Raw genomic sequence first — 26,893 nt, 5'->3', positions numbered from 1 at the left:
GTTATGGTCCTATTTGATTATTCACGCGAGCCTCGTTCAGACATCGCTTTTGTGGATATGAAAAGTTTTTATGCCTCTTGCGAATGCATTTCTCTCGGCCTTGACCCTTTAAAAACCTCGCTCTGTGTCATGAGCCGAATTGAAAATTCTGCTGGACTGATATTAGCTGCCACTCCTCTCTTTAAAAAGAATTTCGGCAGCCAGAATGTCAGCCGAAGCTATAATCTTCCTTTTGATGTCCACACCCGCAAGTTCAACTATGCTGCTGCCCACAAGCAGGGACTGCCTATTACAGCAGATTATGTGCGCTTTATTGAAGATGCTGCTCAAAAGACCTTATTGGTCCCACCTCGGATGAACTACTACATCCAGAAAAACATGGAAATCCAAAAAATTTTCCAGGATTTCGCAGCTCCCGATGACATTTTCCCCTACTCAATCGATGAGGGTTTCTTAGATTTGACTAGCTCTATCAACTACTTCATTCTCGATCAGACGCTGGACCGCAGGACCAAACTGGATCTGCTGGCCGCCCGCATTCAACAGGCTATCTGGAAGAAGACTGGGATTTATGCCTCTATCGGCCTGAGCAACGCCAATCCTCTTCTAGCCAAATTAGCCTTGGACATTGAAGCCAAACACACAAAAAAGATGCGGGTCAACTGGTCCTATGAGGATGTACCAAGCAAGGTTTGGACTATTCCGACAATAACTGATTTTTGGGGCATCGGCAACCGAACGGCCACCCGTCTTAAGAAGCTAGGCATCCATTCCATTTATGATTTGGCCCACTTTAACCCCGACATACTCAAAAAAGAAATGGGGGTTATGGGCCTGCAGCTTTGGTTTCACGCTCACGGAATTGATGAAAGCAATGTTCACAAGCCTTATCAGGTCAAGTCACATGGTCTGGGCAATTCGCAAATTCTCCCACGAGATTATAGACAGCAGGCAGAGATTGAGTTGGTTTTTCGAGAAATGGCTGAGCAGGTCGCCATTCGTCTCAGACGCTCTGGTAAGAAATGCCAGCGTGTCTCCATCTATGCCCGCTATTCCAAGCAGGAGCTCCTTCCTTCCATTCATACACAGAAAAAAATTGAGCCCACTAACACCAGCGATCGATTGGCTCAAATCGTCGTTCAGCTTTTCCGTTCCAAATATCAGGGCGGGGCTATCCGACAGATTGGCGTTTTTTACAATGACTTTGTTGATCAAGGTTATAGTCTGATTTCTCTCTTTGACGATCCTCTGCAAATTCAAAAAGAAGAGGAGCTCCAACAGACGATTGACCGCATCAGAGATCGCTTTGGCTTTGCCTCTCTGCTTAAGGGAAATGCTTTGCTGGACTCCTCCCGTGCCATCGCTCGAAGCAAGCTGACAGGTGGCCATTCGGCTGGAGGGCTGGAGGGCTTATCATGACCGACCGATCCTACCTCCCCTATCAGTCAGCTCGTGACTTTCAGGATCGGGGCATGGCTAAGTGGGCTGGCTTTTTCCTCTCTGAACACAGCACTGCTTTGGACAAAAAAGAACTAGATATGAGCCAATTGCCCCAACTTGATAGACAGGAAAAATTCCACTTACTCAGTCAAGCCTACAGCCAGCAAGTTCCCATCCGAATTACCTTTCTTAATAAGGAAAGGCTGACCGACATTACTGCTACAATCTTTCATCTGGACTGCAAGCAAGTCCTCCTGCAGGAAGGCGACCATTACAAAGGCCTTGCTATCCATCAGATTCTTTCGATACATGCTTCAGGAGGAGCAAATGACCACTCAGAATGTACATGAGGAACTTCAATTCGACTATTTTTCCCAAAATTACTATCAATTTCAAGAGGATTTTTATCAATTTTCCAATCTTCCCCAGCCTCTGATGATCATGGAAGATGACATCCTACTCCACATGGCCAGCCGCCAGGCCACTTATTTCAAACTCTCCAAGACCAAAAGTTTGGACAAGAAGGACCATTACTTCCACTTTACCGTCAGTCGCCCAGACCAAGCAAACCGACTCTGCATTTACCACTATCAAGGCCAAACAGAAGATATAAATCAATAAGCTCCCAAACTAAGTTTGGGAGCTTATTGTAGGGAACTGTCCATCTACTAGAATCTTCTCAATTATTTATTGCTTTAAGTCAGGTAAATAACTTTAAAGATTTGAGTCAGCTATATTTAAAGCCAAGAAGCGCCATTCTTTTTAGGTTATCTATTCAGTTCATTTGTATAAACTAATTTCATACTAAAAACACCCCAATCGTTAGATTTTCTGTCTAACTTTTGGGGTGCAGGTCATAGCAATTTGTCTTTTCTTTTATTTTATTTTTTATCGATTTCAAAATTTTTACAAGATTCATTCATCAAACAGTCCTTGCAAACCAGCGAAAGGATTGTTCTTCTCTTTTTGAGCTTCTTGAGCAGCGGCGAATTCTTCTTCTGTCATAACCTGCCAGTCCTGACCCGACAGAAAGCCTTGGCCAGCTTCTTCCTCAGCTGTTAGAATTTTCAGCGGGATATTCATCAGGATATTATCAGCTACACTCTCGGCTACATTAATCTCGCAATTTTCAATCGGCAGCACCAAGTCCTGATCAATCATATCCTGTGATGCAGCCTGGCCTTCCTCCATGAAAATTTCGTTGACTAGATAAGACTCCTTGAGTTCTACTGGCTCCATACTGCGACTGGACGTCAAGGTAATGGTATAAGACAGGTCATAATCTAGAAAATAGAGGCCATCTTCATATTGAACCTTTCCTTTGGCTAAAATATCCTGAACATCTAAAATCTCAGGATTGCGTTCTTTTAACTCCTCTGCCAAGTCCAGCTTTTTCTCAAAGGCTAGTCCATCTGGATTCTTCCGAATTTCTTGAATATGCAACATAAGTTCCTCTTTGTTTTTTTCTTTATATTATATCATGTTTGAGCACTTCGATGTTATTGAAAATTATTTTGTTATAATAAAATTCAAGGAGGGAAGAAAATGAAACATCTAGGACAGGTTTTTAGATTTTTTCGAGAGGCAAGGCACATCTCTTTATCCGAAGCGACTGGCGGAGAATTTTCAAAATCTATGCTTTCTCGCTTTGAAAATGGGCAGAGCGAACTTTCGGCACAGAAATTTTTTAGCGCTCTCAGCGCCATCCACACGGAAACGGAAGAATTTACCGTTGCAGCCGGCATCCAGGATCATCATTCTCACAAGGAACTCTTAAGCCACATTCAAGACCTGTTGCAAGCCAGTCAGCTCGACCTCTTAGAAGAACTTTATCTGGAAAAAGAAAAAATCACTCAAAAAAGCAAGAAGACTAGCGATTGGGTTGAACGCCTGATTATAAAGGCCTATCTCTGTGCCCTCAAAGAGTCTGAAAAGGCCAGCCTAGGCGAGCTGGATTTCCTCCATGATTACCTCTTTTCAGTTGACATTTGGGGACGCTACGAACTCAATCTCTTCTCTATCTGTACTCCGGTTTTATCCCTAAACTTGTTTTCCCAATACACCAAAGAAATCCTCTCAAGAAAGGATTTTGCATCCTTGTTTGCCAACAATCGCAATACCCTGCACACTACCTTTCTTAATGGTTATCTTCTGGCCATTAGTCAGGAAAACATCACCCAAGCAGACTATTTCCAACAAGTCATTGAGCGACACTTTTACGAAGAAAATGAGACTTACTTCCGAATTGTCTATCTCTTTGCTCAGGGAGAATTAGTTTGTTTGAAAGGGCAAACAGAAGAGGGGCTTACGCAAATGAAGCAAGCTGTCGATATTTTCCGAATCTTGAACTGTCATCATAGCGCTGACTACTATCAAGAAGCCCTTGATACTGCTTTTCAAAAATATAGCAAATGATGCAAATTTCCACTTTTAAGCTCAGCGATATTGAGTTGGAAAGTGGTTTTTTTGATGTAAAATACACTCCAACTTACTCATCTTAACAATTGCACAAAAAAATCGTTGAATATATGCAATATTTCCTGCTGCTTAGATTTTCTATTTTATACTAAAAGCAGAAAGAGCTCTCGCAAGTCACTTTCAGAATTTTACCACTTACTTATGAGACCTAACCAGTTGCCGAAAAGCCCTTGTTTTTGGCTTTAAACGGTCTATAATGTTCATCAGAAAGAGAAAAAAACAAAAGCTAGATTACAGATGCACCCAATCAGCTTTTATACAATCTTGCAGTTTAGAAAAGGAGCCTATGATGAAATTATTTTTTAAAAATGGGGTCTATGCCTCACTCAGCCTTTCTCGAATCTTCAACACCTTGGGAGCTTCTATTTTTAATATAGTTTTTGTGGTATTTGCGTCCAGCATGCCCAATCCCAAGTTTGCTATTGCCGTGGCTAATTTTATCGTTCTGGTTCCGACCTTCTTTACTATCTTTGCTGGTATCAAAGCTGACAAAACCGTCCATAAGGCTCGCTGGCTGATTTATTTCGGTTATCTTCAAGCCCTGCTCTTTGTCCTTGTTGCCTTCATGACTCGCTCCAGCTCTTATCTAGCCTTTTCAGCCGTCTGCTTGATGAATATTCTTTCAGATATCATCAGCGATTACCGCAGCGGCCTGCAAATGCCGATTTTGAAAAAGAATGTTCCAGAGAAAGACCTTATGGAAGCCTTCTCTTTTACCCAGCTTATCAGCTTTCTCTGCAGCCTGGCCGGACAAGCTTTGGGAGTTTGGCTCCTAACCGTCAGCCAGCAAGACTTTTTCTTAGTTGCTTTGGTTAACGCCTTGGCCTTTCTCCTATCCTCCACCATCCTCTACCTAGTCCGTCGCCGATTGACCCATGACCCTGTGGCAATTTCTGAGAGAAAAGCTCCTCTGAAAGAAGAGTTGAAGAAAATGTACACATCGTCCAAGCTCATCTTTGAGCAGGAAGGTTCTAACAATTTTCTCAAACTGCTGGCTCAAATCCTGATCGTCAACGCTATGGCAGGTTCTCTTATAGCTCTTTATGATCTCTACTTGCTGGACAACCCCATCTTCCAGCTGTCCTTTAGTCAGTCTCTCTTGGTTCTTCAGACAACTCTTGTCCTAGCCATGATTGCAGCCAGTCTGACTCCCAACGATTACTTTAGCCGCCTCTCTCTAAATCAACTAACCCTCTGGGCTGCTCTCACAATGATTCTGCTTGCTGTCAGCAATTTCTTGCATCTGCCTGTTTTCGTCGGCATTGCTTTTGGATTTTTACTAGCTTATATCTCCGGTAAGATCAATCCCAAAATCAACACCCTCTTACTGAGCAAACTGCCTTCTGATGTTCTCGCTCAGACTTCCAGCTTTCTGAGTCTGCTCTTTTCTTTCTCTGTCCCCTTTGGTACTATGGTCTTCAGCAGCCTAGCCCTCTGGAATATGAACGCTAGCTGGCTTATCTTCAGCATTATCGGTGTGATTGCTCTGCTCCTATCTATTGAAAAAAAGAAAGATATTAAAGAAATTTGATAGATTTAATTTTGTTTTTATGTTTGTTCTCCCAGAAGACAGCAAAAAACGATAACTTCCAAATAAGAAGTTATCGTTTTTGTGTATTAGAAAGCTAAAGATTAAATTTCATTTAGCCTATTCTATTGCTATTAGTTCCAGCCGAAGCGTCTGCCTCTACCATTGCGGTCAAAGTACATCCAGCTTCCATCTTCTAGCTGAATCCATTTATTGCGTGCCATTTCTCCTGAATTAGCATCAAAGTAACGGTTAGCACCATTGACATAGACAATCTTACCTTTGACTTGCTTGCCATTTTGGTCGAAGTAAAGGGTTTGTTGGCCAATCTGCCGCAAACCTGTCACTGCTTTAGCAGCCTGATCGAAGTAGTACCATTCGTTCTTGGCACCTTCAACAAACTTGTTGGCTGCCATTTCACCGGAGTTGGCATCGAAGTAACGGATTGATTTATCAGCCAGAGTTACTACTTTACCTTTGACTTGCTTACCATTTTGATCGAAATAAAGGGTTTGTTGGCCAATCTTCTGAAGACCTGTCACTGCTTTACCAGACTGATCAAAGTAATACCATTCGTTCTTAGATCCTTCTGCAAACTTGCCGACTGCCATTTCTCCGGAGTTGGCATCGAAGTAACGGATAGATTTATCATCCAGAGTTACTACTTTACCTTTGACTTGCTTGCCATCTTGGTCAAAGTAAAGGGTTTGTTGGCCAATCTTCTGAAGACCTGTCACTGCTTTACCAGCTTGATCGAAGTAATACCATTCATTCTTAGATCCTTCTGCAAACTTGCCGACTGCCATTTCTCCTGAATTAGCATCGAAGTAACGGATACTCTTGTCTGCAAGTGTCACGATTTTACCCTTGACTTGCTTGCCATCTTGGTCGAAGTAAAGTGTTTGCTGACCAAGTTTTTGAAGACCTGTTACTGCAACACCATCTGCTCCGAAATAGTACCAGTCACTTGGATTATCACCTTGGGCAAAGCGGTTAGCAGCAGCATTACCTGAATCCTTATCAAAGTAACGAAGTTTACCATCTTTGGCACGCGCAATCTTGCCTTTGACTTGGTAGCCGTTTTGGTCGAAGAATTGCTGATTGCCGCCCATGGTTACCAGACCTCTAGCCATGACACCCTTGGCATCAAAGTAACGCCAGTTTTGGCCGTCAGTAGTATAGTAACGGTTGAGAACTTGGGCGCCAGTCTTATCGTAGTAATACTGATTGCCGTTTTCATCTTCACGGAGAGAGTCACGCAGCTGAATACCATTCTTGAGGAAATAAACTTGCTTGCCATCAATTTCATGAGCACCTGTTGCTAAATAGCCTCGTTTATCGAAGTAATACCAATTTCCATTTTCATCTTGAATAAAGGAATTTCTAGCTTGATAGCCACTAGTTGAATAGTACTTAGTACCACTAGCATCACTAACAAATCCTGTGTAGGCATTCTTATTAACTAATTGTTTAGGCAGTACCATCTCACCATTCTTGTTGTTGAGATATTCGTTGCTAGCCCAGTCTTTAAGAACATAGTATGCACCACGACCCAAGATATTAGTACCGTTGAAATGTTTAGCAGACCACTTGGTAATCTTCTCATCAGTCGTCATCTTTTGACCGTTGGAAATCTGTACTCTTTCAAAGATTTCTGGATATTTAGCTTTGAGTTCATCCAAGAAGGCTCCACCATACTTGCCTTGATAGTCTGTACCATTCGTTTTAGTATTGGCAACGTAAAGTTTTTCCTTGATTTCTGCGCCTTCACGGTAGGTTCCGTAGTTGTTGACACGAGTGGCTGTTACCACTTCTTTACCTGGCAGGTTGTAGATTTGGTCTGGCACCCAGTCCGCAATGGCTTGGATATTGACACTGTGAAGAGCACGGAGAGCATTGAGTAGGTCATTTAAAGAACCATATTTATTGTTCTTGCTCATTGCCATGTCATAACGGTCTTCAAAGGCATAACCATTCTGGATGATAGAGTCTAGGAAAGTACCGTCTTGGCTAGATACATACTGAGGTGGCAGCTCAAATGAAGTCACTCCCCATTCCTTGAAGAGGTTGACATTTTTAGCAATGACTTTATTGGTATATTGGTCATCGCGAGTTGCAAAGTCTTGGAAGTTAGAGAAGCCTTCGTAAATCAGCTGAGAATCAAGGGCTGCGCTAGACTCGTAAACCTGACCGCTGGCATTTTTCTTCTTGCTGGCTGTTACACGAGCATCCTGATCTGCCTTAGCACCAACTGGTACCCAAACAGCCAGATAACCAGAAACTTGGACATTGCTGTAGCCTGCAATATCATTCATATCAAAGGTCAAAATACCATTGGCATCTGTCTTCTTCCAGAGGGATTGTGGTACTTCTTCGTCAGTTAAATAGCGGGAAATACCATCTTTGGTCGTCAAGAGCACAGGGCGGTAGTATTGATTCTTATGGGCTGCTCCCATATTGACTTGCAGTTTATCCCACTCGTTCAGTTTCAGGTTAGGGTTATTAGAAGCAATAACTGCCATCCCTTGGGTACGAGTTTCTGCTGTTCCTTCATCTGTCGCTTCGTTAGCACCAGTACCGTAACGAACAGAAGTCAAAATACCATTGTAAGACCATTTATCAGCCTCACGAGGGACACCCATATAGGTGACTTTCATGTCCTGACCACCAGCTACATACTTAATCCGAGCACGCAACAGGGCATCGATAGCGTCGTGGTAAGGAGATTTTTTCTCCATGTATTGGCCGTCATCTGTGTAGAGATCACCATAGTAAACCCGAGTGATGGAGTCTTTGTTGGAGAGCATGAGAGCATGAGCAGTTGGGATATTGAACTGCGTATACTTCTTGTCTGCCTTGCGCATATCTTCATTGTAGATCTTGAAGGCTTGCTTGAGCTCATCCATGGTAAAGGTCAAACCATCCGTATTTGGATTGATATTTTCTCGGATGATGTCAGCAATAACGGTTTGTACTTCACTATCATGTGCCCGGACAAAGATATAGTTGGCCATCCGTTCGCCATTTTTCTTTTCAGTAGAACGGTCATTCAGACTATTCGTAATCGTTGGCTCTACACCGCTACGGATAGAAAGTTTACGCATGAACGAATAAAGCAAGGACAGACGAAGCTTATTATCAATCGGCAATTGAGCACCCTTGGTGTCTTTGTTGTAGTCAGGGTCGTTGTCAGACCAAGCTTCTAAGATAGACAGATGCTTAATAGCCTGCTCTTCACTTTCTCCGACCTTGTAGCGAGACTTGAAGTAGTCAGAGGCAATTTGGAGCAAGTCCGCATTGACATTATCCACCGCATCGACACGGACTCCGTCAAAGTTAGCAGTCGGATCATTAGCTACGATGCTGCCGAAGTTCATCATAAAGTGCAGCCAGTTGAGTTGCTCAGCCTGAACAGCTGGATTAGAGTTGTCAAAGTCGTTGGCCAACAGGAACTCATAACCACCGTTTGACTTGTCAATAAAGTACTTAGGTGTACCAGTTTGGCTGGTAGGTGTGCGGTTCAGGATGCGGTACTTAGAATTAGCATGAGAAGTCTTATCACTATTGGTATAAAGCAGAGCTCCGCCTTGCAAGTGGTCCTTATTCGTACCAGTTGTTTCAGACTCTGTCTTAATGTTCCAGTTTGGCTGAGTTTTGACAAATGAGCCCATCAGTGTTCTCAGCCATTTAGTATCGCCTTCTTTACCGATTCTTTCTTCAATTTTGCGCTGAACCTGCTGAGAAGCACCTGTCAGGATAGCTTGTTCCACTTTGTTTTCAAAAGCTCCTGCTCCCAGACCTTGCTGGTTCATATAGTTAAGATAGCTAACCTGCGTTTGCTTATCAGGCCACCAAGCCATTAAAAGCGGACGCAAGTCAGTCTCTGTAGACTGAGTCCATGTTTTTCCATCCTTGAGGATAGCTTTTGGACGATACCAAGTATCCGCTGTCAGGTAGCCGTCAACTGTTTCGATGTCCTTTTCCGTAGTGCCATGGAAGGCATTCATTCTGGTGAATTCATTGTTAAGGCTGCTAGTACCTTGCTGGAATTGATACTCAGCTGAATCAATCAGTGCTCCAGTCTCTGCATCGAAATAAAGAATTTTTCCATTGAGCTCAACAGCGAAATTCTTTTTAACTGTACCGTCGTCCTGAACATAGTATTTCTTACCATCAATGGTCTTGATGTGAGATAAGACATCATCATCATGCTCAGTATTAACAGGTGCCGCTTGGGCTTGAGCAGCACGCATTCTTTCAGCTATCGCTCCCTGTCTTTGAGCCGGTTCTGGCAAACGATCTTTCTTTGCAACCTTTGGATTTGCAACTATCTTGTCTGTAACAGTCCTCTTTGCTTGTTTGTCAGCAGTTGCGGGACTTGCTTGTATATCCTGACCAGCTGCTTCCGGTTTAGCAGTTTCTGATGTTGCATTAGCTGCTTTTGCTTCTTCAGCAACGGCTGCTTTTTCTGTAGTTGCTGCTTCTGCTACTGCCGGCTTAGCTGGCTCTTGAGCATCTGTTTGAACCGCTGCTTCCGTATTTGCTGCAGTTTCAGCAGTTTTTTCACTGGCTACAGCAGCATCAACCACCTTGTCTGCAGAAGTTGCTTTTTCTGCTTCCAACTGAGAAGCTGAGTTGGCTTGTACTTGAACCGGCTGCCCTGAGCCACTATCCTGAGCTGCAGTTGGTTCTTGAACTGCCACCTGCTTAACATCATCAGCGTGGACAAGACCTGCTTCGAGACCAAGTACTTTTGGTGCTACGATAAGTGCTAAGGTAGTCACACCGATGGCTACCCAGTTCTTCTTAACTTTATGCATCTTATAATGAATTTTTTTCTCCATCATAAAGCCTCCTTCTGAATTTGGTATAAAGTTATACTCTTATTCTAGTATATTTTTAGAAATGAGTCTATTTTATTTGCACATCTGCAACTGGGAAAGGCAAATTCTTTCAAACTGAGCCTTGAGCTTCTGGGCAACACCGAAGGAATCTAAAAATTCCAAGAAAGATAAGCATTCCTCAATATCACTCAGAGCATAGCTATTCCCAACCTTGTAGGAATAAAGAGCCCTATGATACTTAATCAGCATCCGATCATAAAGATCTGTCTCAGGGATTTTAGAATGGTCAAGATAATTGAGGAATCTCATAGCAACTAGCAAATGATTACTCTCTATGCAGACGCTGATAACATTAAGCAGCATCTTGATAATACGCCGGCGATTCTCCGGTAGATTATTATAAAACTGGGTGCGGTTAATCATTTCACTAGCAAAGGTCTCCAGTGTTTCCAAGGTCAATAGATCCACACTATTAGTAAAGAGCCAGAGCTCATAACGCCCCCACTCCTCAACGGAAAAGAGATAATCGGTCAGAAATTCTACATCTTTCTTGCTAATCTGAAAATCTGGACTGCAGGAAGACAATACTGCTCTAACAACAATTGTATTAAGCCTATAATTCTTCTTCTCAGGGAACTTTTGAGCCAAAGCTTCTGAGCTAGCCAATATACTTTGGAGCTTGACGACATTGTTTTCCTGATAAGCATCAGCTACTTTTTTTGAGAAAAGCGCATCATCTGCCTCAATGTAGTTATGGTAAACATACTGAAATTCGTCTAGAGAAACAGCCATATTCTTTAAGCAGCAATAGAAAGAATCAAGCGTGATACCACTGACTCCCCGCTCAAAACGAGACAGCTGAGCCACTGAAATATCTCCGGCTGCCGCCTCTTTAAGAGACATGTTTTTTGATTCTCTAATGACTTTGAAAATTTTTCCAAATGTTTTCAACATATTGAGCCCTCGGTTTCATATATGCAATAAAATTTTTTACTAAATTTAATATACTAGTAATATATTTCGAATATGTTACAAAAAAATTACTTTATATTTCCAAATAATACAAATAGATTAATTTGAAAGATAGGAATACTCAATATAGTGATTTTTTCTGAAAGTTATATGGTTTTCAAGAAAATATTGATTTTATAAGATTCTCAGAAGGGTTCAACCTGACAACTTGAAAACACTGGCTTTTTCAAAACTAGCCTCCTTACTTATACAAAAATAAACTTGGATAATCTGAGGTTCATGGATAACTGAAATAAAACTGTAACAAAATCTAAACGAATATTTTTTAGACATGAATGAAAGGAAGTAAAATGAAAAGGACTTAGTCCTGTTCAATGCAGAACTAAATCCTTTTACTAGTTATTGGTCTAAGTTTTGGAAATAATTTATTCCCAGCTTTTACATATGTCTCAAGCGCTCCACCCGCTCTGAGATAGGAGGGTGCGTATAGAAAAGTTTCTTCAGACTGCCTTCTTTTTTAGGATCGCTGATATAGAGAGCTGCACTGGCATCATCAACATGATGTTCCATTGGCTCGCTGTGATCCAGCTTGAGCAGAGCATTAATCATCCCTTGTGGATTGCGGGTCAGCTCTACACTGGAAGCATCAGCCAGAAACTCCCGCTGACGAGAAATGGCTAACTGCACCAAGGTAGCTGCCAGAGGAGCTAAAACGATAGCAATCAATGATACGATAAGGAGAATAATTCCCAAACCACTATCGTTATCTCGATCATTACTACTGCGCCGTCCGCCACCAAACCACATCATACGGCCAGCTAGGCTAGACAACAGGGTAATAGCACTGGCCAAAGCCACAGCAATCGTTGAAATCCGAATATCATAATTGCGAATATGACTGACTTCATGGCCAATCACTCCCTCAAGCTCCTCACGATTCATGATTTGCAAGATACCTGTCGTTGCTGCAACAGCTGCATTTTCAGGCTTAGAGCCAGTCGCAAAAGCATTGGGAGAGGAGTCCTCTACGATATAGACACGTGGCATAGGAATCTGAGCGACCATGGCCATATCTTGAACAATATGATAGAGCTCAGGTGCTTCCTGCTCAGAGACCTCGCGAGCCCCGTTCATAGCCATGACAACCTCTGTAGACTGAAAAATCATTACTCCGGCATAAATCGCTCCGATAATCAAGGCTAGCAAGACACCACCTACAGCAGACCGCAGCCAGAGATAGCCAATAGCTGCTCCAAGGAGAGCCAAGAGACCGAAAAAAGCGATAAGGAGGAGCCAAGTCCTCCTTTTATTGCTGGCAATTTGATCAAATAGCATCTTAGTCACCTAGTCCAGTGCTGCCAAAGTCAACTTTTGGCACAGCCTTTTCTTCTTCTGGTGTCTTGAGGAAGTCAGCAGCTTTAAAGCCAAACATTCCTGCAACAATATTGCTTGGGAATGTTTCCAGCTTGACATTGTAGTTGCTAGTTACTGAATTATAAAGCTGACGAGAATAAGCAATTTTATTTTCAGTATTGGTCAGCTCTTCCTGCAACTTCAAGTAGTTGGTATTTGCTTTCAGATCTGGATAGCTTTCAGCTACTGCAAAGATTCCAGAAATCTGACGAGAAAGGGCGTCGCTGGCTTGCATGGCTTCGGCTGGTGAAGCAGCTGAAGCTACCTGGTTGCGCAGTTGGGTTACCTTTTCCAAGGTTGCTTGCTCGTACTTGCCATAGCCTTTGACCGTTTCCAAGAGGTTAGGAATCAGGTCATTACGACGTTTGAGCTGCACATCGATCTGACTCCAAGCTTCCTGAGTCTGCATGCGGCTTTTAACCAAGGTATTGTACGCACCAACAACGAAGAATGCTAAAACCGCGACAATAATAAGAACAATAATAAAAGTCATGATATACTCCTTCAATTTTGATTAGACTTATTATATCAAAAAATAGAGGAACTGTCTTTATTCTTGACATTGATTTAGAAAAGATGTACGATAAAGGAAAGAATAAACCGACTGTCGGTCTAATAAAATTTTACTAATAAAAAGGATGCAAGCATGGCTAATAAAAAAGACTTTATCTTAGATACCGCACAAAAGCTTTTTATGGAGCAAGGCTTTGACCAGACCTCTATCTCCCAGATTTTAGAAGCGACTCAAATCGCCCGCGGTACTCTCTACTATTACTTTTCTTCTAAGGAAGAGATAATGGATGCCATCATTGAGCGAACTATCGAACAAGCATTTACGGCTTCCCAAGCCTTGGCTGATAATCGTGAACTAACTGTCCTAGAGCGCTTGATTGGTAGCATGGCTGCTCTGAATCTTAATCATCAAGAGGGAGAGGGAGTGCTGCTGCATCTCAACCAGCCGCAAAATGCACTCCTGCACGAAAAGACCAATCAAATTCTTCTTGAACGGGCACCCCAGATTTTACTTCCCATCATCCAAGACGGCATCACCGCTGGAGATATGAGGACCGACTATCCCTACGAAAGCCTAGAAATGATTCTTACTTATTCCCTACAAGCTTTTGGCAGCAGCTTTCAAGCTCTCCCCCCAGAAAAACAGCAAAAAAAACTGCAAGCTTTTCTCTATCTTTTAGAAACTCTTTTTCACAGCCGGCAAGGCTACTTCAATCCCTTTCTATCTTTGATTCAAACTCAAAGCAGCTAGAAAGCTAAGCACTAGATTTACTATTTACACTTACTTGCCATTACAAGCATAAGGAGGCAACTATGAAACAATCAGGTTTTAGACTCTTTTTATTGATTTGGATTGGAAGCCTCATCTCGGAAATCGGCTCTGGTATGACTTCTTTCGCTTTAGGTGTTTATATCTTCCAGCTGACTGGTTTGGTTTCTGTTTCTTCTTTTGTTACCCTTTGTGCTTTCCTACCCGGTCTTTTGGTTACTCCTCTGGCTGGAATTCTGGCAGATCGCTATGACCGAAGATTGCTGATGGCTCTGGGAGATGGCTTGTCAGGCTTAGGAGTTCTCTGGATTTACTTTAGTCTGAAGAATCCTGCTTTGATTTTTATCTGTATCGGAGCTGCCATTAGTTCGCTCTTTTCAGCCTTGGTCAATCCGGCCTTTCGGGCTACGATTTCCGACTTGCTGCCTGAGGACCAGTTATCAAAAGCAACTGGTTTGTCCCAGATTAATGGCATTGCCCGCTATCTGATTTCACCAGCCTTGGCTGGAATGATTTTGGCGAGCGGAGATATCAGCATGATTCTGTTGCTGGATTTTTCAACCATTTTCGTGACAGTAGCCTGCACCTTGCTGGCTCGTAGGGCCATTCACACACAAGTTTATAGCAGTGATAGTCGTTTCTGGGCGGATTTCCTTAAAGGTTTTCAAATCGTCTATAGAAAAAAAGGAATCTGGATTTTAGTCCTAGCTGGAACAGGCTTTTCCTTCTTTTTGGGAACAGTCCAAATCCTGTTTTCTCCCTTGGTACTGGCTTTCGCAGACGCTAAAACAGCCGGCTGGGTCATGACCATCTCCAGCAGCGGGATGCTGATAGGAGGCTTGGTTCTGGGGATATTTGCTATCAAAAAACACTTCCACCGTATGCTCTGTCTCTCACTATTTCTACTGGGACTCTTCATGGTTGGGCTGGGAATGAAGGAAAACTTCATCTGGATTTGCAGCTTTGGCTTTCTCCTCTTTGCTGCCCTACCTTTCACCAATACAGCCATTGACTACCTGGTCCGCATCAATATTAACAAAGCTGACCAAGGCAAGGTCTGGGGGACCATAGGGATTATTTCTCAGCTGGGCTATGTGCTAGCTTATGCCGGCATGGGTTGGGTCGCGGACACTCTTTTCAAGCCCTCACTGACTTACTTTGGCTGGCTGGCAAATTCTGTCGGAAAAATCATCGGTGTCGGAGGAGGCAGAGGCTATGGTCTGCTCTTTATCCTATCCGGTATCTCTATCAGCATCGGTGCTTACCTGCTCTCCCGAGCACGTTCAGTAAAGGAGCTGGAATATGTTTCAACGCTTGATAAAAAATGATTTAAAAGAAAACAAAGTCAGCATGCTAGTCATTGGACTTTTCCTGCTTCTGACTCTGACTCTGAGCTTTGCAGCCACTCGCCTGACCGTTAGTCTGACTAGCTCGATTGAGCGCTTTGTAGAAACAGCTAAAAGTCCTCACCTGCTACAGATGCACAGCGGAAGCGTTGACCAAGAACGCCTGCAAAACTTCGTCCAGCAGCATCCAGAAATTGCCTCTTGGCAGCTGACAGACTTTGTCAATGTGGAAGGAGCAGCCATCCGCATCAATGGGCAGGACTCACTTAAGGACAGCTCTCAGGATAATGGCTTTTCCAGTCAGAACCAAAACTTTGACTTTCTGCTGGATCAGAATAACCAGCCTGCCCAGCCTCAGCCAGGGCAAGTTTATATTCCCCTTTATTATTACAACAGCGGAAAAATCAAGATCGATGACCAAATAAAGGTCGGCAAGCTCCAACTGACTGTTAAGGGCTTTATCCGAGATGCTCAGATGAATGCCGGTCTAGTCTCCTCCAAGCGCTTCCTCATCTCGCAGACTGATTTGCAGACTCTGAAAAAAGAAGCAGTTGCATCTAACGAGAACCTGATTGCCTTTCGAGTGCATAAGCTTAGTCAGATCTCTATCATCGAGCAAGCATATAAAAATGCGGAGCTTGAGTCCAATGGACCTCCTATGATTACCTATCCGACTATCAAGATGATTAACGGCTTCAATGATGCTCTAGTCATCCTAGTCATGGGGCTGCTGGTTGTGGCTATCATTGGCATCACCTTTCTCTGCATGCGCTTTGCCCTCTTGACCAAGATTCAAGAAGACCTGCAGCAGATTGCCGTTATGAAGGTGATGGGACTGCCCCAAAGCTTTATCAGCAGGGTCTACCTGACCAAGTATTATTTCTGTCTGGCTCTAGCAACCATCGCAGGCTGGGGACTGTCCTTTCTTCTGAGTAGTCCTTTTAAAAAGCAAATGGCACTGTCTATGGGGCAAAGCCCGACGCCCTTCTATAGCTATCTTTTGGAAATGCTAGTAGCTCTGCTGCTCTGTCTCTTAGTCTTCTGGCTGACTGCCCGGCCTCTCAGCTCTTTTAAGAAAATGACACCCGGCCAAGCTTTAAGATTAGCTTCTTCCAACAGTCTGACCGAGACTCCTTCTACTCCCAAAATGGGATTACCGACTATCCCCCTCTTAGACAGGCCCTATTTCGCTCTGAAAACGATTCTGAATCATAAAAAACTCTATTTGATAATGTTGTTCATTGTCAGTTTGATTAGCCTGCTTATCCTGCTGCCAGCCAGTCTCTACAGCACTGTGATGGACAAGAATTTCATTCAGTATCTGGGAGCTGGTCAGGCAGATGTGTTGGTTGATATTTCTCAGACTGAAGACATTGATACCAAGGCTGCCCAGCTTCTGAAAGAACTGCAGGCAGACAAGGATATCGCAGAGATTAATCAGTACCAGAGCCAGAATTTCTCCTATCAAGACCAGCAAGGTCAGACCCAGCAGTTGCGGGTAACTCTGGGAAACCATGCAGGATTTCCAGTCAAATACAGCCAAGGCCGCTATCCTAAAAACGAGCATGAAATTGCCCTCTCCAAGCTTAAGGCAGAAGAGCTCAAGCTAAAAGTAGGAGACAGCTTGACCTTGACGGTGGATGGTCAAGCACGAAAACTAAAAGTAGTCGGTATCTACTCAGACCTGACCTACGGTGGCAAGACCGCCAAGGCTGTCTTTGTGACAAAGCAAGCGCAAACGCTCAATAGTCTGACGACCATCCGTCTTAAAGATGTTAGCAACAAAGCTCAAAAAATCAACGAATGGAAAAAACGCTATTCCAACTATAAATTAACCAATGTAGAAGACTTTTTCCATCAAACTTTTGATGACACTCTAGCCATGCTCCGCCTGATTCAGACCAGCGTTTTCTGGACAGGGCTCGGCATTGTCTTCATCCTTATGACTCTCTTTGTCTATATGATTTTCACCAAGGACCAAGCTGACTTGGCACTTTATCGGATGCTTGGATTTGGCAGTGAACGACTCAGGAGCCACTACCTGCTCGCTGTCTGCTTCATCTTGATGCTGGCTCTGGCAATAGCCGACCTGCTACTTCTTAGTCTGGGGCAAGAAGTCTGCAGTCTGCTGCTCAGCAGCTTCGGTATCAGCAAACTCCAGCTCATCATCAATAAGTCCCTTACTTTTCTATGGACACCGCTGGCTCTGCTTCTTAGCGGACTCACAGCAGCACACATCAGTCTCCGAGCGCTGAACAAGCTGGAAATTGGACGTTATCTAAAGGAACATTGACCTTAAGCAGCTAGCTTCCGAGCGCTTAGCATTTATTTTACATCCGAGGAGAAGCCTATGTTATTAGAAGCACATAACCTCAGCAAAAGCTATCAGGGAAATCAGGAGCCCATTCTCCGTGATTTGTCGCTTGAGATTGAAAGCGGCCAATTCATCGCCATCATGGGGCCGTCTGGCTGCGGGAAATCCACTCTTCTCAATCTTCTGTCCACCATTGACAGACCTGACCAAGGGCAGATTCTTTACCAGGAACAGGACTTGCTAGCCATGAAAGATAAAGACTTAGACCGCCTTCGCAGAGAGGCTTTCGGCTTTGTCTTCCAGCAGGCAACCTTCCTGAAAAATCTAAATATCCTAGACAATATCTGCCTACCGAGTATCATTGGTAAGAAAGGCAGTGAGCGAAAGGCAGCCTATGAGCGCGCCAAGGAGTTAATGGCTCTGACTGGGATTAAGGACATTGCTCACCGCTCTATCCATCAGGTATCAGGCGGCCAGCTCCAGCGAGCCGGCATCTGCCGGGCTCTCATGAACCAGCCTCGAATCATTTTTGCTGACGAGCCGACAGGAGCGCTCAACTCTCAGGCTGGCCGTCAAGCTATGGAGCTCATGCAGCACTTCCACCAGCAGGGTGCAAGCATTCTCCTAGTGACGCATGATGCCAGTGTGGCTACCTATGCAGACAAGGTTCTGCTCATTTTCGATGGCAAGATAAAAAAAGAAATTCTCTTTGACCCAACCGCTAATCAGGATGGGCGGCGCCAGCTGCTCTTGGCGGACCTCAATCAGATTGGCATATAAAAAAGAGGCCCTTCGGCAGAATGCTGGGGTCTCCTTTTTATGATATAATAGGTTGAATACTGACAGATAAGGATGAAACTATGACACCGCAAGAATTTTACCAGCTATTGAGCCAGCAGGGAATCGAGCTGACCGACCGCCAGAAAGACCAATTTGAGCGTTATTTTGAACTCTTGGTCGAATGGAATGAAAAAATCAATCTGACAGCTATCACCGAGAAAAATGAAGTCTATCTCAAGCATTTCTATGATTCAATTGCGCCCGTTTTGCAAGGCCTGATTGAGAATCAAGAGCTTAAGCTGCTGGATATCGGAGCCGGGGCCGGCTTTCCTAGCCTCCCTATGAAAATCATCTGCCCTCAGCTGGATGTGACTATCATTGACTCGCTCAACAAACGAATCAACTTCCTCAAACTACTGGCAGAGGAACTCGGGCTGGACAAGGTTCACTTCTACCACGGCCGCGCAGAAGACTTTGCTCAGGACAAGGCCTTTCGAGCCCAATTTGACCTGGTCACTGCCCGTGCAGTCGCCCGCATGCAGGTCCTATCCGAGCTGACTATTCCCTATCTAAAAGTTGGCGGGAAGCTTTTGGCGCTTAAGGCTTCTAATGCTCCTGAAGAACTGGAAGAAGCAAAAAATGCCCTCAACTTACTCTTTAGCAAGGTCCAAGACAACCTCAGCTATGCCCTACCAAACGGCGACCCCCGCTTTATCACAGTGGTAGAAAAGAAGAAAGAAACCCCCAATAAATACCCCCGCAAAGCCGGTATGCCAAATAAAAGACCGTTATAAGAAAAAAATCAGGCAATCCTTGCCTGGTTTTTCTTCGCCATTAGAGAATATTATTTTTTATTTGCTTCATTATAGATTCTAATCTGAGGGGCGACTTGATTAACCACATCTAAAAACTGTAATAGTTCAACATAATTTTGATTAGTATAGCGTCCCAGATGCAGACGAATATCTTTGTTAGCACTCATGGGACTATAATACAAATATAGATGAGGATATTTAACGTACTTGTTCTCTTGAACTTTCTCAATCTTAATAGTCAAATCAGTTAAATCAGAAAGCATAAGAAACTGAAAATAGGTATCATCTCGTATGATTGCATCCTTATAAAGATAAAGAGATAGTTTTTCACGTGAATAGCGAGACTGGCTATAAATCTTGTAAAACTTCTTCTCCAGCTCCGGATAATGAGAATAAAGCTTCTGATAGCTTTGCAAGCTCTTTTGCTTAGTAATCCAAGCAAGCCAGGTAAAGAGTGCACTCATCAGTAGTAGCAAAGCAGCAAAAATCAAGGATGCCCAAAAACCAAATTCGTCCGCATGTGGCATATAGAAGAGAAAAATTATACCTCCTAAACCATATAAAACAGGAAATAATAAGTCCTTACGGAATCTACTCTTTATTCTTTCTTCCACCTAGTAGTTATCCTCCTAATATATATTAAACAAAGTTCACACACTTTATCCTACCTCCACGGATTGTAAAAGCGGCCGTGATTGACTGCGAAGAGGGCAAAGCAGAGCAATAGAAAGGCGACTGCCAGTGTCAGCACCAGCATATCTCGTCTGCTTAGAGCCTGATAGGTATACCATGTGCGTTTTTTATTTTTTCCGAAACGGCGCAGCTCCATGGCTGTGGCAATGGTATTGATGCGCTCTAGCGAGCTGAAAATCAGCGGAATGATAATCTGCAGATTTCCCTTTACGCGCTGAGACAGTTTGGCTTTCTTGGATAATTCCTGCCCACGCGCTTCCTGGGACATCCTGATCAGGAAGAACTCTTCCTGCAAATCTGGAATATAGCGGAGCGTCAGACTGACTGCGTAAGCAATTTTATAAGAAATACCAAGCTGATGTAGGCTGGAAGCAAACTGACTGGGATGGGTTGTCATGAGGAAAATCACTGCCAGAGGTATGGTCGAAACATACTTGAGCAGGAGATTAAAGAGGTAGAACAGCTGCTGAGCTGTTAGATTATAAGCTCCCCATCCGGTCCAGAGGACATCTTTGGCCCCGTAGATATCGACACCATACTGAGGCGCAAAAAGATAGACCATCACTAAGTTAAGAGCAGCAAAGGATGCCGCAAAGACTAAAACAAATGAAATGTCTCGGATGCGGATACGGGACAGCCGAAAGAGACAGAGGGACAGCAGGGCTAGCCCCAGCAAAAAGCGAGTATCGTAACTAATCATAGCTGCCACTGATACCAGAACGAAGAACAGCATCTTGCTGGCACCGGACAGACCATGAAGAAACGTCTCGCCTGCATGGTAGCCGATTAATTTTCGCTGATTAAGCATGCTTGTCCTCCTTTTTTCGCATATAAAACTCGGTCAAAGCCAGAGGGTCGGCACCAATCTTCTCAGCCAGAGCAAAGATTGACGTTTCTTTTAGATGAGCCGCCGAAATCAACTCTTGATCTGTCAGCACCTGAGCAGGCGCCTTATCGGCTAAAATCTGACCATCCACCACAACTACTGCCCGATCTGAATAATCTAGCATCAGCTGCATATCGTGGGTAATCATGATAATCGTATGTCCCTGCTGGTTGAGCTCGTCTAGAAAGTCCATCATCTCTGTATAATGGCGCTGGTCCTGACCAGCTGTCGGCTCATCCAAGAGGATAATCTCTGGATTCAGCACCAAGATAGATGCAATGGTCACCCGCTTTTTCTGACCGAAAGACAGAGCCGAAATCGGCCAACTACGAAATTCATAGAGGCCACAGGTCTTGAGAGCCGCATGGACCCGCTCTTCGATTTCCGCTTCTGCCAGTCCGCGCAAACGCAAACCTAGAGCCACTTCATCAAAAATCATGGCTGCCGAAATCATCTGATTGGGATTCTGCAGGACATAGCCAATCCGCTCAGCTCGCTCCTTGATGGAGTCTCCTTTGATGTCCTGACCTTTCCACCTATAGCTCCCATCAGTCTCGATAAACTGACAGAGGGCCTTGGCCAGGGTTGACTTACCAGCTCCATTTTTACCAACGATGGCTATTCGCTCACCCTTGAAAATCTTCAGATTGATATCCTGCAAAATAGGCTTGCCGCCGCTCTGGTAAGCAAAGGACACATGCTCCAGTTCCAGCAAGGGCTCCTGAGGCTCTTTGTCAGAGTCAGACCAATCTCTGCCTTCAAATGTCACATCTGCCAGCTGCAACTGATCCAAGCGGGACAATCCCTCAGTCTTTTCCACATCAACACCCAGCTGGCGTAGGGTCGTAATGTAGAGCGGCTCGCGAATGCCATTTTCAGCTAGCAGTTGTGTTCTGAGCAGGTCATCTGGCTGTCCATTAAAGAGAATGCGTCCGTCATTGATAAGCACTAGCCGGTCTACTGGCCGATAGAGGACATCTTCCAAGCGGTGCTCGATAATCAGAGTCGTCGTTTCCGTCTCCCGATGAAGTTGGTCAATCAAATCAATGGTATCCTGCCCTGACTTGGGATCTAGGTTGGCCAAGGGCTCGTCAAAGAGCAGAATAGGACTCTCGTCAATCAAAACTCCTGCCAGACTGACGCGCTGCTTTTGACCGCCTGATAAATCCTGAGGCCGATGCTGCATAAGCTCTGCCAAATCCAGCTTCTCTGACCAGGTTTTAACTTTTTCACGCATAAGCGACAGCTCCATCACGTCATTTTCCAGCGCAAAGGCCAGATCTTCTGCTACGCTAAGCCCGATAAACTGGCCATCCGTGTCCTGCAAGACCGTGCTGACTAGATTGGACTTATCATAAATGCTGGATTCAAAGGCTGGCTGCCCCTTAATCAAGAGCTGTCCGCTGGCCTCTCCTTTATAAATGTTAGGGATAATCCCATTGAGACACTGGCCCAGCGTTGATTTACCAGAGCCAGACGGACCAACAATCAGAACCTTCTCCCCCTCGTAAATAGTCAGATTAATCTGCTTGAGGGTCGGCTCAGACTGGGCCTGATATTGAAAGCTAAAGTCTTCAAATTGGATAATTGGTTTTTTCATCTTATTTCTCTATAGTGCCAGAGCGATTTGAATCGCTAGATTGGCAATCTTATCTTTTTCGTCTAAGTCTGCATGATTGGCCAGGTTGCGCATATCCCAAGCTTCCTCAGACAAGTGGTCGGCTGCATAAAAGAACTGGCAGACGGATATCTCTCGAAAAGCTGCTAAAGCCGCTACTGCGGAACATTCCATGTCCACACAGATAGCTCCCTCAGCCTTTCTCTGGCGGAGTTTAGCTGGTGTCTCACGGTAAATGCCGTCTGTCGTCCAGACCTTGCCCTTGCTATGGGAAATCCCGCGCTCATCCAGAAAAGCCGTCAAAAAATCTTTCAAGCCAAGATTGACTTCCAGCTCACGGCTAGCCGGCTGGTAATGATAGCTAGTCCCTTCATCACGCAAGGCAGCTATCGGGATAATGACGGACGTTTCCTTAATCTCCTCATCCAAAATGCCGCAAGTACCGAAAAGCACCAGCTTCTTCATGCCAAAAGCAATCAAGTCTTCCAGAATAGCCACACAGGCCGAAGCTCCAACAGGTGCATTGAAGAGAGCTAATTCCCGTCCATCTGCGAAAACACGATAGATAGGAATTTCAATATTTGCCATGCTGGTTGTCGTAATCAGCTCATGCTCAAAATCCGCTAGCATTCGCGCAAAAGTCTCCCTGGCAAAGCAGGAAACAGCTGTCTCCGGAAAACCCTCTATGGATTCATTCAAGTCTTCTGGGTTGATGATGGCATTGCGACTTTGGTCAAATTCTTCAAGTATCATAGGCTTGCTCTCTTATCCTTTTCTTCCTGATGAAACAACCAGCAGAACTCTGCTGACTTCATCTTACCATTGTATCATAAAAAGGCGGTCTGCTGAACGCTGTCTACATATTTTCTACATAGGAAATGCCATAGGCAGGCTCTATAGCTACAAGTGAAGTGAGTACTTTATCCAATGATTTTCCAACAAAAAAGACTGGGAATAACTCCCAATCTCATCTTACATAAGGGCTGTTGCAGCAGTAATCAAGCCAAATACGATGCCCGGCATATTAGCCGCTGCCAAAGGAATGTCCCGCTTCTCTTTAAATAGACCATAAATGACCCAGAGAGTACAGTTTAGAGCAGCTACTGAAGGCTGGATAAAGTCACCCTTATTGCCAGCTAGATTATTCATAATCTGTGGGATATAGGAAACATACATCATAACAGACATAAACGTGGCCACCCAGCCCAAGATTAGCATGTGTTTTTCTTTCATTTCGTTCTCCTTTTTATAAAACTGACCTCTATTCTATAGCTTCTTTTTGAAATTTTCAAGATTTTTTCAACAATGTTATCAAAATGAAACGAGTCACAAAATTGTGAGAACTGCTGACAGAGCTTAAAAAGCCGCCTTTTGGCAGCTCTGTTAAGATTCAAAAAGTAAATTTTCCTAACGCTAAAACTTCGGTTCTCCTTCGGGAAGTTGATCCAAAATGGCTTCCAGTTCCAGCCGATTGAGTGGCTGAATCCGGATCTGGCTGGAATCCAGATAGCTACGGTGAGTCTCTGGAATCTTCTCCAAAAAAACTTTTAAATCCTTTGTTGTCAGATATTTATAGCCCTGCGGACTGCTGGCATCCTCTATCAGGATATGAAGATGCCATTCCATGTCTTGACTAGCACCGCTCTCAATCATCTCTTTTACCAAGTATCCCTTGGGCATGGGCTGAGTCGGAAGAACTGTCTCCACTCCTTCTGCCAGAACATAAGAGCCCAGGTATTTCCCACCCTGATCCTTATAATACTTCGGAGTAGAAAATTGACTCTGAACCTGCTGCATCTCGGCCATCTGCCTGCCAAACTCCTCCACAGGATCTTCAGCCTTGAATAGTTTCAGAAGCTTTTCCTGCGACATATACAAATCATGAGCATAACCTTCAAAAACATGCATAGGCGCAGCTGCAACTCTAGCATCGTTCAGGCCATAGAGAATATCCGCTTCAAAATCAATATTAAAAATCCCATCAGCAGTATAAGTGGTGCCGTATTCATCGACAATATCCTGCTTCATCTTCTGAGCCAAACGACTCATGAAGAGAATAGCCCCTTTCCAGTCGCCCACCGTTGATGGTGTCAAGACGCGGACCTGGTAGGTTTCTCGGTCTGGCAGATAATAAACTTCAAACCCTCGGCCTGCCCCTTCCCAGTAGACAGCCAGAAAAGTTCCGACCTGATCCAAGGATTGATAAGCCTTATCGCCCTCAAGGCCTACGACCTCCAGCCCTTCCACCAAGGAAACCAAAGACAAGGGTGTTTCGACCGCCTTATAGCTAAACAAGCCCTTTCGGTTCTGAATGTAAAAAGAAATACTCATACCATGCTCCTTTCTAACTACAAAAGCCTTTCAGAAAGCGAGAAAATGCAAAAACAAAACTCAATACTGGTACAAACTAGCTTTTCTCCAAGACTTTTAAGGATAAACTTCATTCGCAAAACGGACCCTGGTATTAGTATAACATTTTTGGAAGAAAAAGACGAAAAAACCTGTATCTATGAAGAGACTTTCCGATTGAAAGCTTCATCAATACAGATTCTAAGAATATATTTGGATTTCATAAAAAGGTAATGAATAAACTTCTAAGAAAGCAAAACTCATTCTGAGTACTTCTTACTTTTTATCCTGCTGCGTCAGCTCCTGATTGTAGGACAAGGCTAGCTTGATCCAGTAAGGCAGTTCCTTTTGTCCTTCGCCATCTAAATCAATATAGCCATGATAAAGCCTGCCCTTCATTAACGTCACACTGGCACCATTTTTAGGCAGAACCTGCTTTTCCAGTTCCTTACCGATGCGTACCATGATAAGCTCTTGACTTCTCGAACTCACAGTAACGGTCATCTTACCTCGGACCATAAAAGCCAAGCCACCAAACATCTTCTTCTCTTCTACCTCTTCTTCAAAAACATGAAGAGGAAGTTCAGTAGCTAAAATGGCACGGACTTGCTGGGCTAAGGATTCACTATAAGCCATCCTTCGGCCTCATTTCATCACATCCCAGCCGATACCAAAACGGTCAATCAAGCGGCCATAAAACTCTGCGAAAGCTTGTTCCTCTAAAGGATAGAGAATTTGACCACCTTCAGCAAGCTTTGCAAAAAGTTCATCAGCTTCTTCTCTACTGTCTGGGCTCAGAACTAACCATTGATTGGGCTGATGATTGCTAGGAATAGATAGGTCGTTAAAAATGCCTACATCTTCACCATGCAGGGTTAAGTTTTCCGTATCTAAGGCAATCCAGGCAAGCTTATCCCGTTTTTCTGCAGGAAGGTCAGCTGGATCCATCATCTCACTGGCTCGGACAAGTCCCTTTATCTCTGTCTGAAAAAGATCTGCATAGAAACGAAAAGCTTCTTCGGCCTGACCATTAAAACTTAAAAACACGTCTAATTTCATTATTGTTCCTCCAATTTTTTATAGCTGAGAATAAATCTCTATCATCAGTTTATCAATTAGGATAAAAATTTTCTTATTCTCAATTGCGCTTGTTTGGCTAGGGAACGCATGATTAAAACTGGAAGATTAACTGTAATAGGTGGATCGCTGAGCAAGGGCCTGCGCATGCTGATTTCCTCCTGATAGATACTATCGCCTGAAAAAGTGAGAGGCTCATCGCTGCCCCAGCGAAAGTTATGCTTCAAGACATAGTTTTTAGACAGGTGTAAATCCTCCAGCAATTCACAGGCCAAAAGATAGTAGTGACCATCGGGTACATTTTCAAAAGTAAACCGTCTCTCCTGACTCAATGCTACTCCGATAACTGGCTCTTCTTTGGGTATGCGGGTTTTAAAAAGCCCGACACAGCTAATGCGTGGTTCATAGCCCTCAGGATAAGATAGCGCCACAGTCAAGCGATTGCCACTTTTACAGTCGGGATTCTGATGCAAGAAAGCTCCCTTCTCATCCAGCTGTTTGATCATAAAATCATAAGCCTTGGTTGATTCCTGATAATATTTTTTAGGCGAAAGTCCAGTATGCCGCTTAAAAGTATTGGAAAAACTGCCTAGACTATCATAACCAGCTTCCATAGAGGTCTCGGTCACATTTTGCCGGCCTTCCACAATTTCCTGAATCCCTTTTTCCATCTTAAGAGCTTCCACATATTGCTTGATAGAAAAGCCCATCTTTTTCTTGAAAGTTCTGGATAGATGGGAAGGACTATAATGGAAATACTGAGCCAAATCGGTCAGACTCAGCTCTTGATCTGTATGCTGACGTAGATAGGCTGCCACTTCTTCCATGATAGCTTTAGACATAGACTTGCTCCTTTCCCATTTATTTAAGCCCATTATATCACATCAAAAAGAAAGGACAAAAAAATCGAAACTGTGGAAAGAAAACCAGAAAGCAAGTATTACTCCGCGAGATGTCCCAAGAACTGGCGGAAATAGTCTGCTTTCCCAAATCTCTATCCAACAAGCCTTTTATCTGTAGGTAAATGATGAAAAAAACTTTAGACAGTAAATTTGTCT

General features: G+C 43.9%; 24 protein-coding genes. 10 read left to right on the top strand and 14 right to left on the bottom strand.

Translation table 11 applies throughout. The annotated features are described in order from the left end of the window. The first annotated feature begins 3 nt into the window (after window positions 1-3). From FKX92_RS09660 to FKX92_RS09650, 3 genes are read left to right on the top strand one after another with little or no spacing between them, the layout of a single operon-like run. Window positions 4-1,419: a Y-family DNA polymerase gene (locus FKX92_RS09660; protein WP_149566187.1), complete on the top strand. Its 1,416-nt coding sequence runs from the start codon at window positions 4-6 to the stop codon at window positions 1,417-1,419. Then, entirely contained in the window at window positions 1,416-1,790 is a 375-nt protein-coding gene (locus FKX92_RS09655; protein WP_125405542.1) for a hypothetical protein, read from the top strand. The genes FKX92_RS09660 and FKX92_RS09655 overlap by 4 nt, the downstream gene beginning before the upstream one ends. Then, window positions 1,768-2,061 carry a DUF5960 family protein gene (locus tag FKX92_RS09650; RefSeq protein ID WP_149566186.1) on the top strand — a complete coding sequence of 98 codons (294 nt, stop codon included), beginning with the start codon at window positions 1,768-1,770 and terminating at the stop codon, window positions 2,059-2,061. Before FKX92_RS09655 ends, FKX92_RS09650 begins: the two co-directional genes overlap by 23 nt. 294 nt (window positions 2,062-2,355) lie before the next feature. Here FKX92_RS09650 and FKX92_RS09645 read toward each other — a convergent pair whose 3' ends face one another. Further along, entirely contained in the window at window positions 2,356-2,886 is a 531-nt protein-coding gene (locus FKX92_RS09645) for a YceD family protein (RefSeq protein ID WP_149566185.1), read from the bottom strand. A 99-nt stretch (window positions 2,887-2,985) separates the two neighbouring features. Here FKX92_RS09645 and FKX92_RS09640 point away from each other — a divergent pair, with 99 nt between their 5' ends. Continuing rightward, the gene (locus FKX92_RS09640; protein ID WP_149566184.1) at window positions 2,986-3,855 is read left to right on the top strand and encodes an Rgg/GadR/MutR family transcriptional regulator; all 870 of its coding nucleotides are present in this window, start codon (window positions 2,986-2,988) and stop codon (window positions 3,853-3,855) included. A gap of 352 nt (window positions 3,856-4,207) precedes the next feature. Beyond that, the gene (locus FKX92_RS09635) at window positions 4,208-5,449 is read left to right on the top strand and encodes an MFS transporter (RefSeq protein WP_149566268.1); all 1,242 of its coding nucleotides are present in this window, start codon (window positions 4,208-4,210) and stop codon (window positions 5,447-5,449) included. 131 nt (window positions 5,450-5,580) lie between these two features. On the opposite strand, the gene FKX92_RS09630 is transcribed toward FKX92_RS09635, so the two are convergent. The 4 genes from FKX92_RS09630 to FKX92_RS09615 form a co-directional block, all read right to left on the bottom strand. Then, window positions 5,581-10,293: a glycoside hydrolase family 70 protein gene (locus tag FKX92_RS09630; RefSeq protein ID WP_149566183.1), complete on the bottom strand. Its 4,713-nt coding sequence runs from the start codon at window positions 10,291-10,293 to the stop codon at window positions 5,581-5,583. A 69-nt stretch (window positions 10,294-10,362) separates the two neighbouring features. After that, on the bottom strand, window positions 10,363-11,244 hold the full coding sequence (locus FKX92_RS09625; protein ID WP_125410656.1) for a helix-turn-helix domain-containing protein: 882 nt from the start codon (window positions 11,242-11,244) through the stop codon (window positions 10,363-10,365). Between the two features lie 456 nt (window positions 11,245-11,700). Further along, window positions 11,701-12,597 carry a zinc metalloprotease HtpX gene (gene htpX / locus FKX92_RS09620; RefSeq protein ID WP_149566182.1) on the bottom strand — a complete coding sequence of 299 codons (897 nt, stop codon included), beginning with the start codon at window positions 12,595-12,597 and terminating at the stop codon, window positions 11,701-11,703. 1 nt (window position 12,598) lies between these two features. Next, entirely contained in the window at window positions 12,599-13,168 is a 570-nt protein-coding gene (locus tag FKX92_RS09615; protein ID WP_002915741.1) for a LemA family protein, read from the bottom strand. A 153-nt stretch (window positions 13,169-13,321) separates the two neighbouring features. Here FKX92_RS09615 and FKX92_RS09610 point away from each other — a divergent pair, with 153 nt between their 5' ends. The 5 genes from FKX92_RS09610 (at window position 13,322) to rsmG (ending at window position 19,191) form a co-directional block, all read left to right on the top strand. Continuing rightward, window positions 13,322-13,939 (top strand): TetR/AcrR family transcriptional regulator, encoded by a 618-nt coding sequence (locus FKX92_RS09610; RefSeq protein ID WP_149566181.1) that lies wholly within the window; start codon window positions 13,322-13,324, stop codon window positions 13,937-13,939. A gap of 62 nt (window positions 13,940-14,001) precedes the next feature. Next, complete coding sequence (locus FKX92_RS09605) at window positions 14,002-15,285, top strand: MFS transporter (protein WP_002907078.1); 1,284 nt, start codon at window positions 14,002-14,004, stop codon at window positions 15,283-15,285. Continuing rightward, window positions 15,260-17,596, top strand: coding sequence for an ABC transporter permease (locus tag FKX92_RS09600; RefSeq protein WP_149566180.1), 2,337 nt, complete (start codon window positions 15,260-15,262; stop codon window positions 17,594-17,596). The genes FKX92_RS09605 and FKX92_RS09600 overlap by 26 nt, the downstream gene beginning before the upstream one ends. Before the next feature lie 57 nt (window positions 17,597-17,653). Next, window positions 17,654-18,397 (top strand): ABC transporter ATP-binding protein, encoded by a 744-nt coding sequence (locus FKX92_RS09595; protein WP_149566179.1) that lies wholly within the window; start codon window positions 17,654-17,656, stop codon window positions 18,395-18,397. An 80-nt stretch (window positions 18,398-18,477) separates the two neighbouring features. Next, entirely contained in the window at window positions 18,478-19,191 is a 714-nt protein-coding gene (gene rsmG, locus FKX92_RS09590; protein WP_002907081.1) for a 16S rRNA (guanine(527)-N(7))-methyltransferase RsmG, read from the top strand. Between the two features lie 50 nt (window positions 19,192-19,241). Here the strand turns inward: rsmG and FKX92_RS09585 are convergent, their stop codons facing one another. From FKX92_RS09585 to FKX92_RS09540, 9 genes are all read right to left on the bottom strand, one after another. Then, window positions 19,242-19,826, bottom strand: a complete 585-nt coding sequence (locus FKX92_RS09585) for a hypothetical protein (RefSeq protein WP_149566178.1) — start codon at window positions 19,824-19,826, stop codon at window positions 19,242-19,244. A 50-nt stretch (window positions 19,827-19,876) separates the two neighbouring features. After that, window positions 19,877-20,713, bottom strand: a complete 837-nt coding sequence (locus tag FKX92_RS09580) for an energy-coupling factor transporter transmembrane component T family protein (RefSeq protein WP_111676229.1) — start codon at window positions 20,711-20,713, stop codon at window positions 19,877-19,879. Further along, window positions 20,706-22,391: an ABC transporter ATP-binding protein gene (locus FKX92_RS09575; RefSeq protein WP_149566177.1), complete on the bottom strand. Its 1,686-nt coding sequence runs from the start codon at window positions 22,389-22,391 to the stop codon at window positions 20,706-20,708. Before FKX92_RS09575 ends, FKX92_RS09580 begins: the two co-directional genes overlap by 8 nt. A gap of 9 nt (window positions 22,392-22,400) precedes the next feature. Continuing rightward, the gene (locus FKX92_RS09570) at window positions 22,401-23,162 is read right to left on the bottom strand and encodes a nucleoside phosphorylase (protein ID WP_149566176.1); all 762 of its coding nucleotides are present in this window, start codon (window positions 23,160-23,162) and stop codon (window positions 22,401-22,403) included. Window positions 23,163-23,381: 219 nt separating this feature from the next. Further along, complete coding sequence (locus FKX92_RS09565; RefSeq protein WP_002898091.1) at window positions 23,382-23,642, bottom strand: SemiSWEET family transporter; 261 nt, start codon at window positions 23,640-23,642, stop codon at window positions 23,382-23,384. Between the two features lie 180 nt (window positions 23,643-23,822). After that, a complete protein-coding gene (locus tag FKX92_RS09560; protein WP_149566175.1) occupies window positions 23,823-24,740 on the bottom strand; it encodes a DUF4299 family protein in 918 nt (305 codons plus the stop codon). Between the two features lie 294 nt (window positions 24,741-25,034). Next, the gene (locus FKX92_RS09550; protein ID WP_149566173.1) at window positions 25,035-25,394 is read right to left on the bottom strand and encodes a TfoX/Sxy family protein; all 360 of its coding nucleotides are present in this window, start codon (window positions 25,392-25,394) and stop codon (window positions 25,035-25,037) included. Between the two features lie 9 nt (window positions 25,395-25,403). Continuing rightward, window positions 25,404-25,817, bottom strand: a complete 414-nt coding sequence (locus FKX92_RS09545; protein ID WP_049553430.1) for a VOC family protein — start codon at window positions 25,815-25,817, stop codon at window positions 25,404-25,406. A gap of 56 nt (window positions 25,818-25,873) precedes the next feature. Next, window positions 25,874-26,677 carry a helix-turn-helix transcriptional regulator gene (locus FKX92_RS09540; RefSeq protein ID WP_149566172.1) on the bottom strand — a complete coding sequence of 268 codons (804 nt, stop codon included), beginning with the start codon at window positions 26,675-26,677 and terminating at the stop codon, window positions 25,874-25,876. Window positions 26,678-26,893: the final 216 nt, after the last annotated feature.

Source organism: Streptococcus sanguinis, from assembly GCF_008329445.1.
Classification (GTDB): domain Bacteria; phylum Bacillota; class Bacilli; order Lactobacillales; family Streptococcaceae; genus Streptococcus; species Streptococcus sanguinis_O.
The sequence above is the reverse complement of the archived record's forward strand: the minus strand, read 5'-3'. Positions and strand labels throughout refer to the sequence as shown.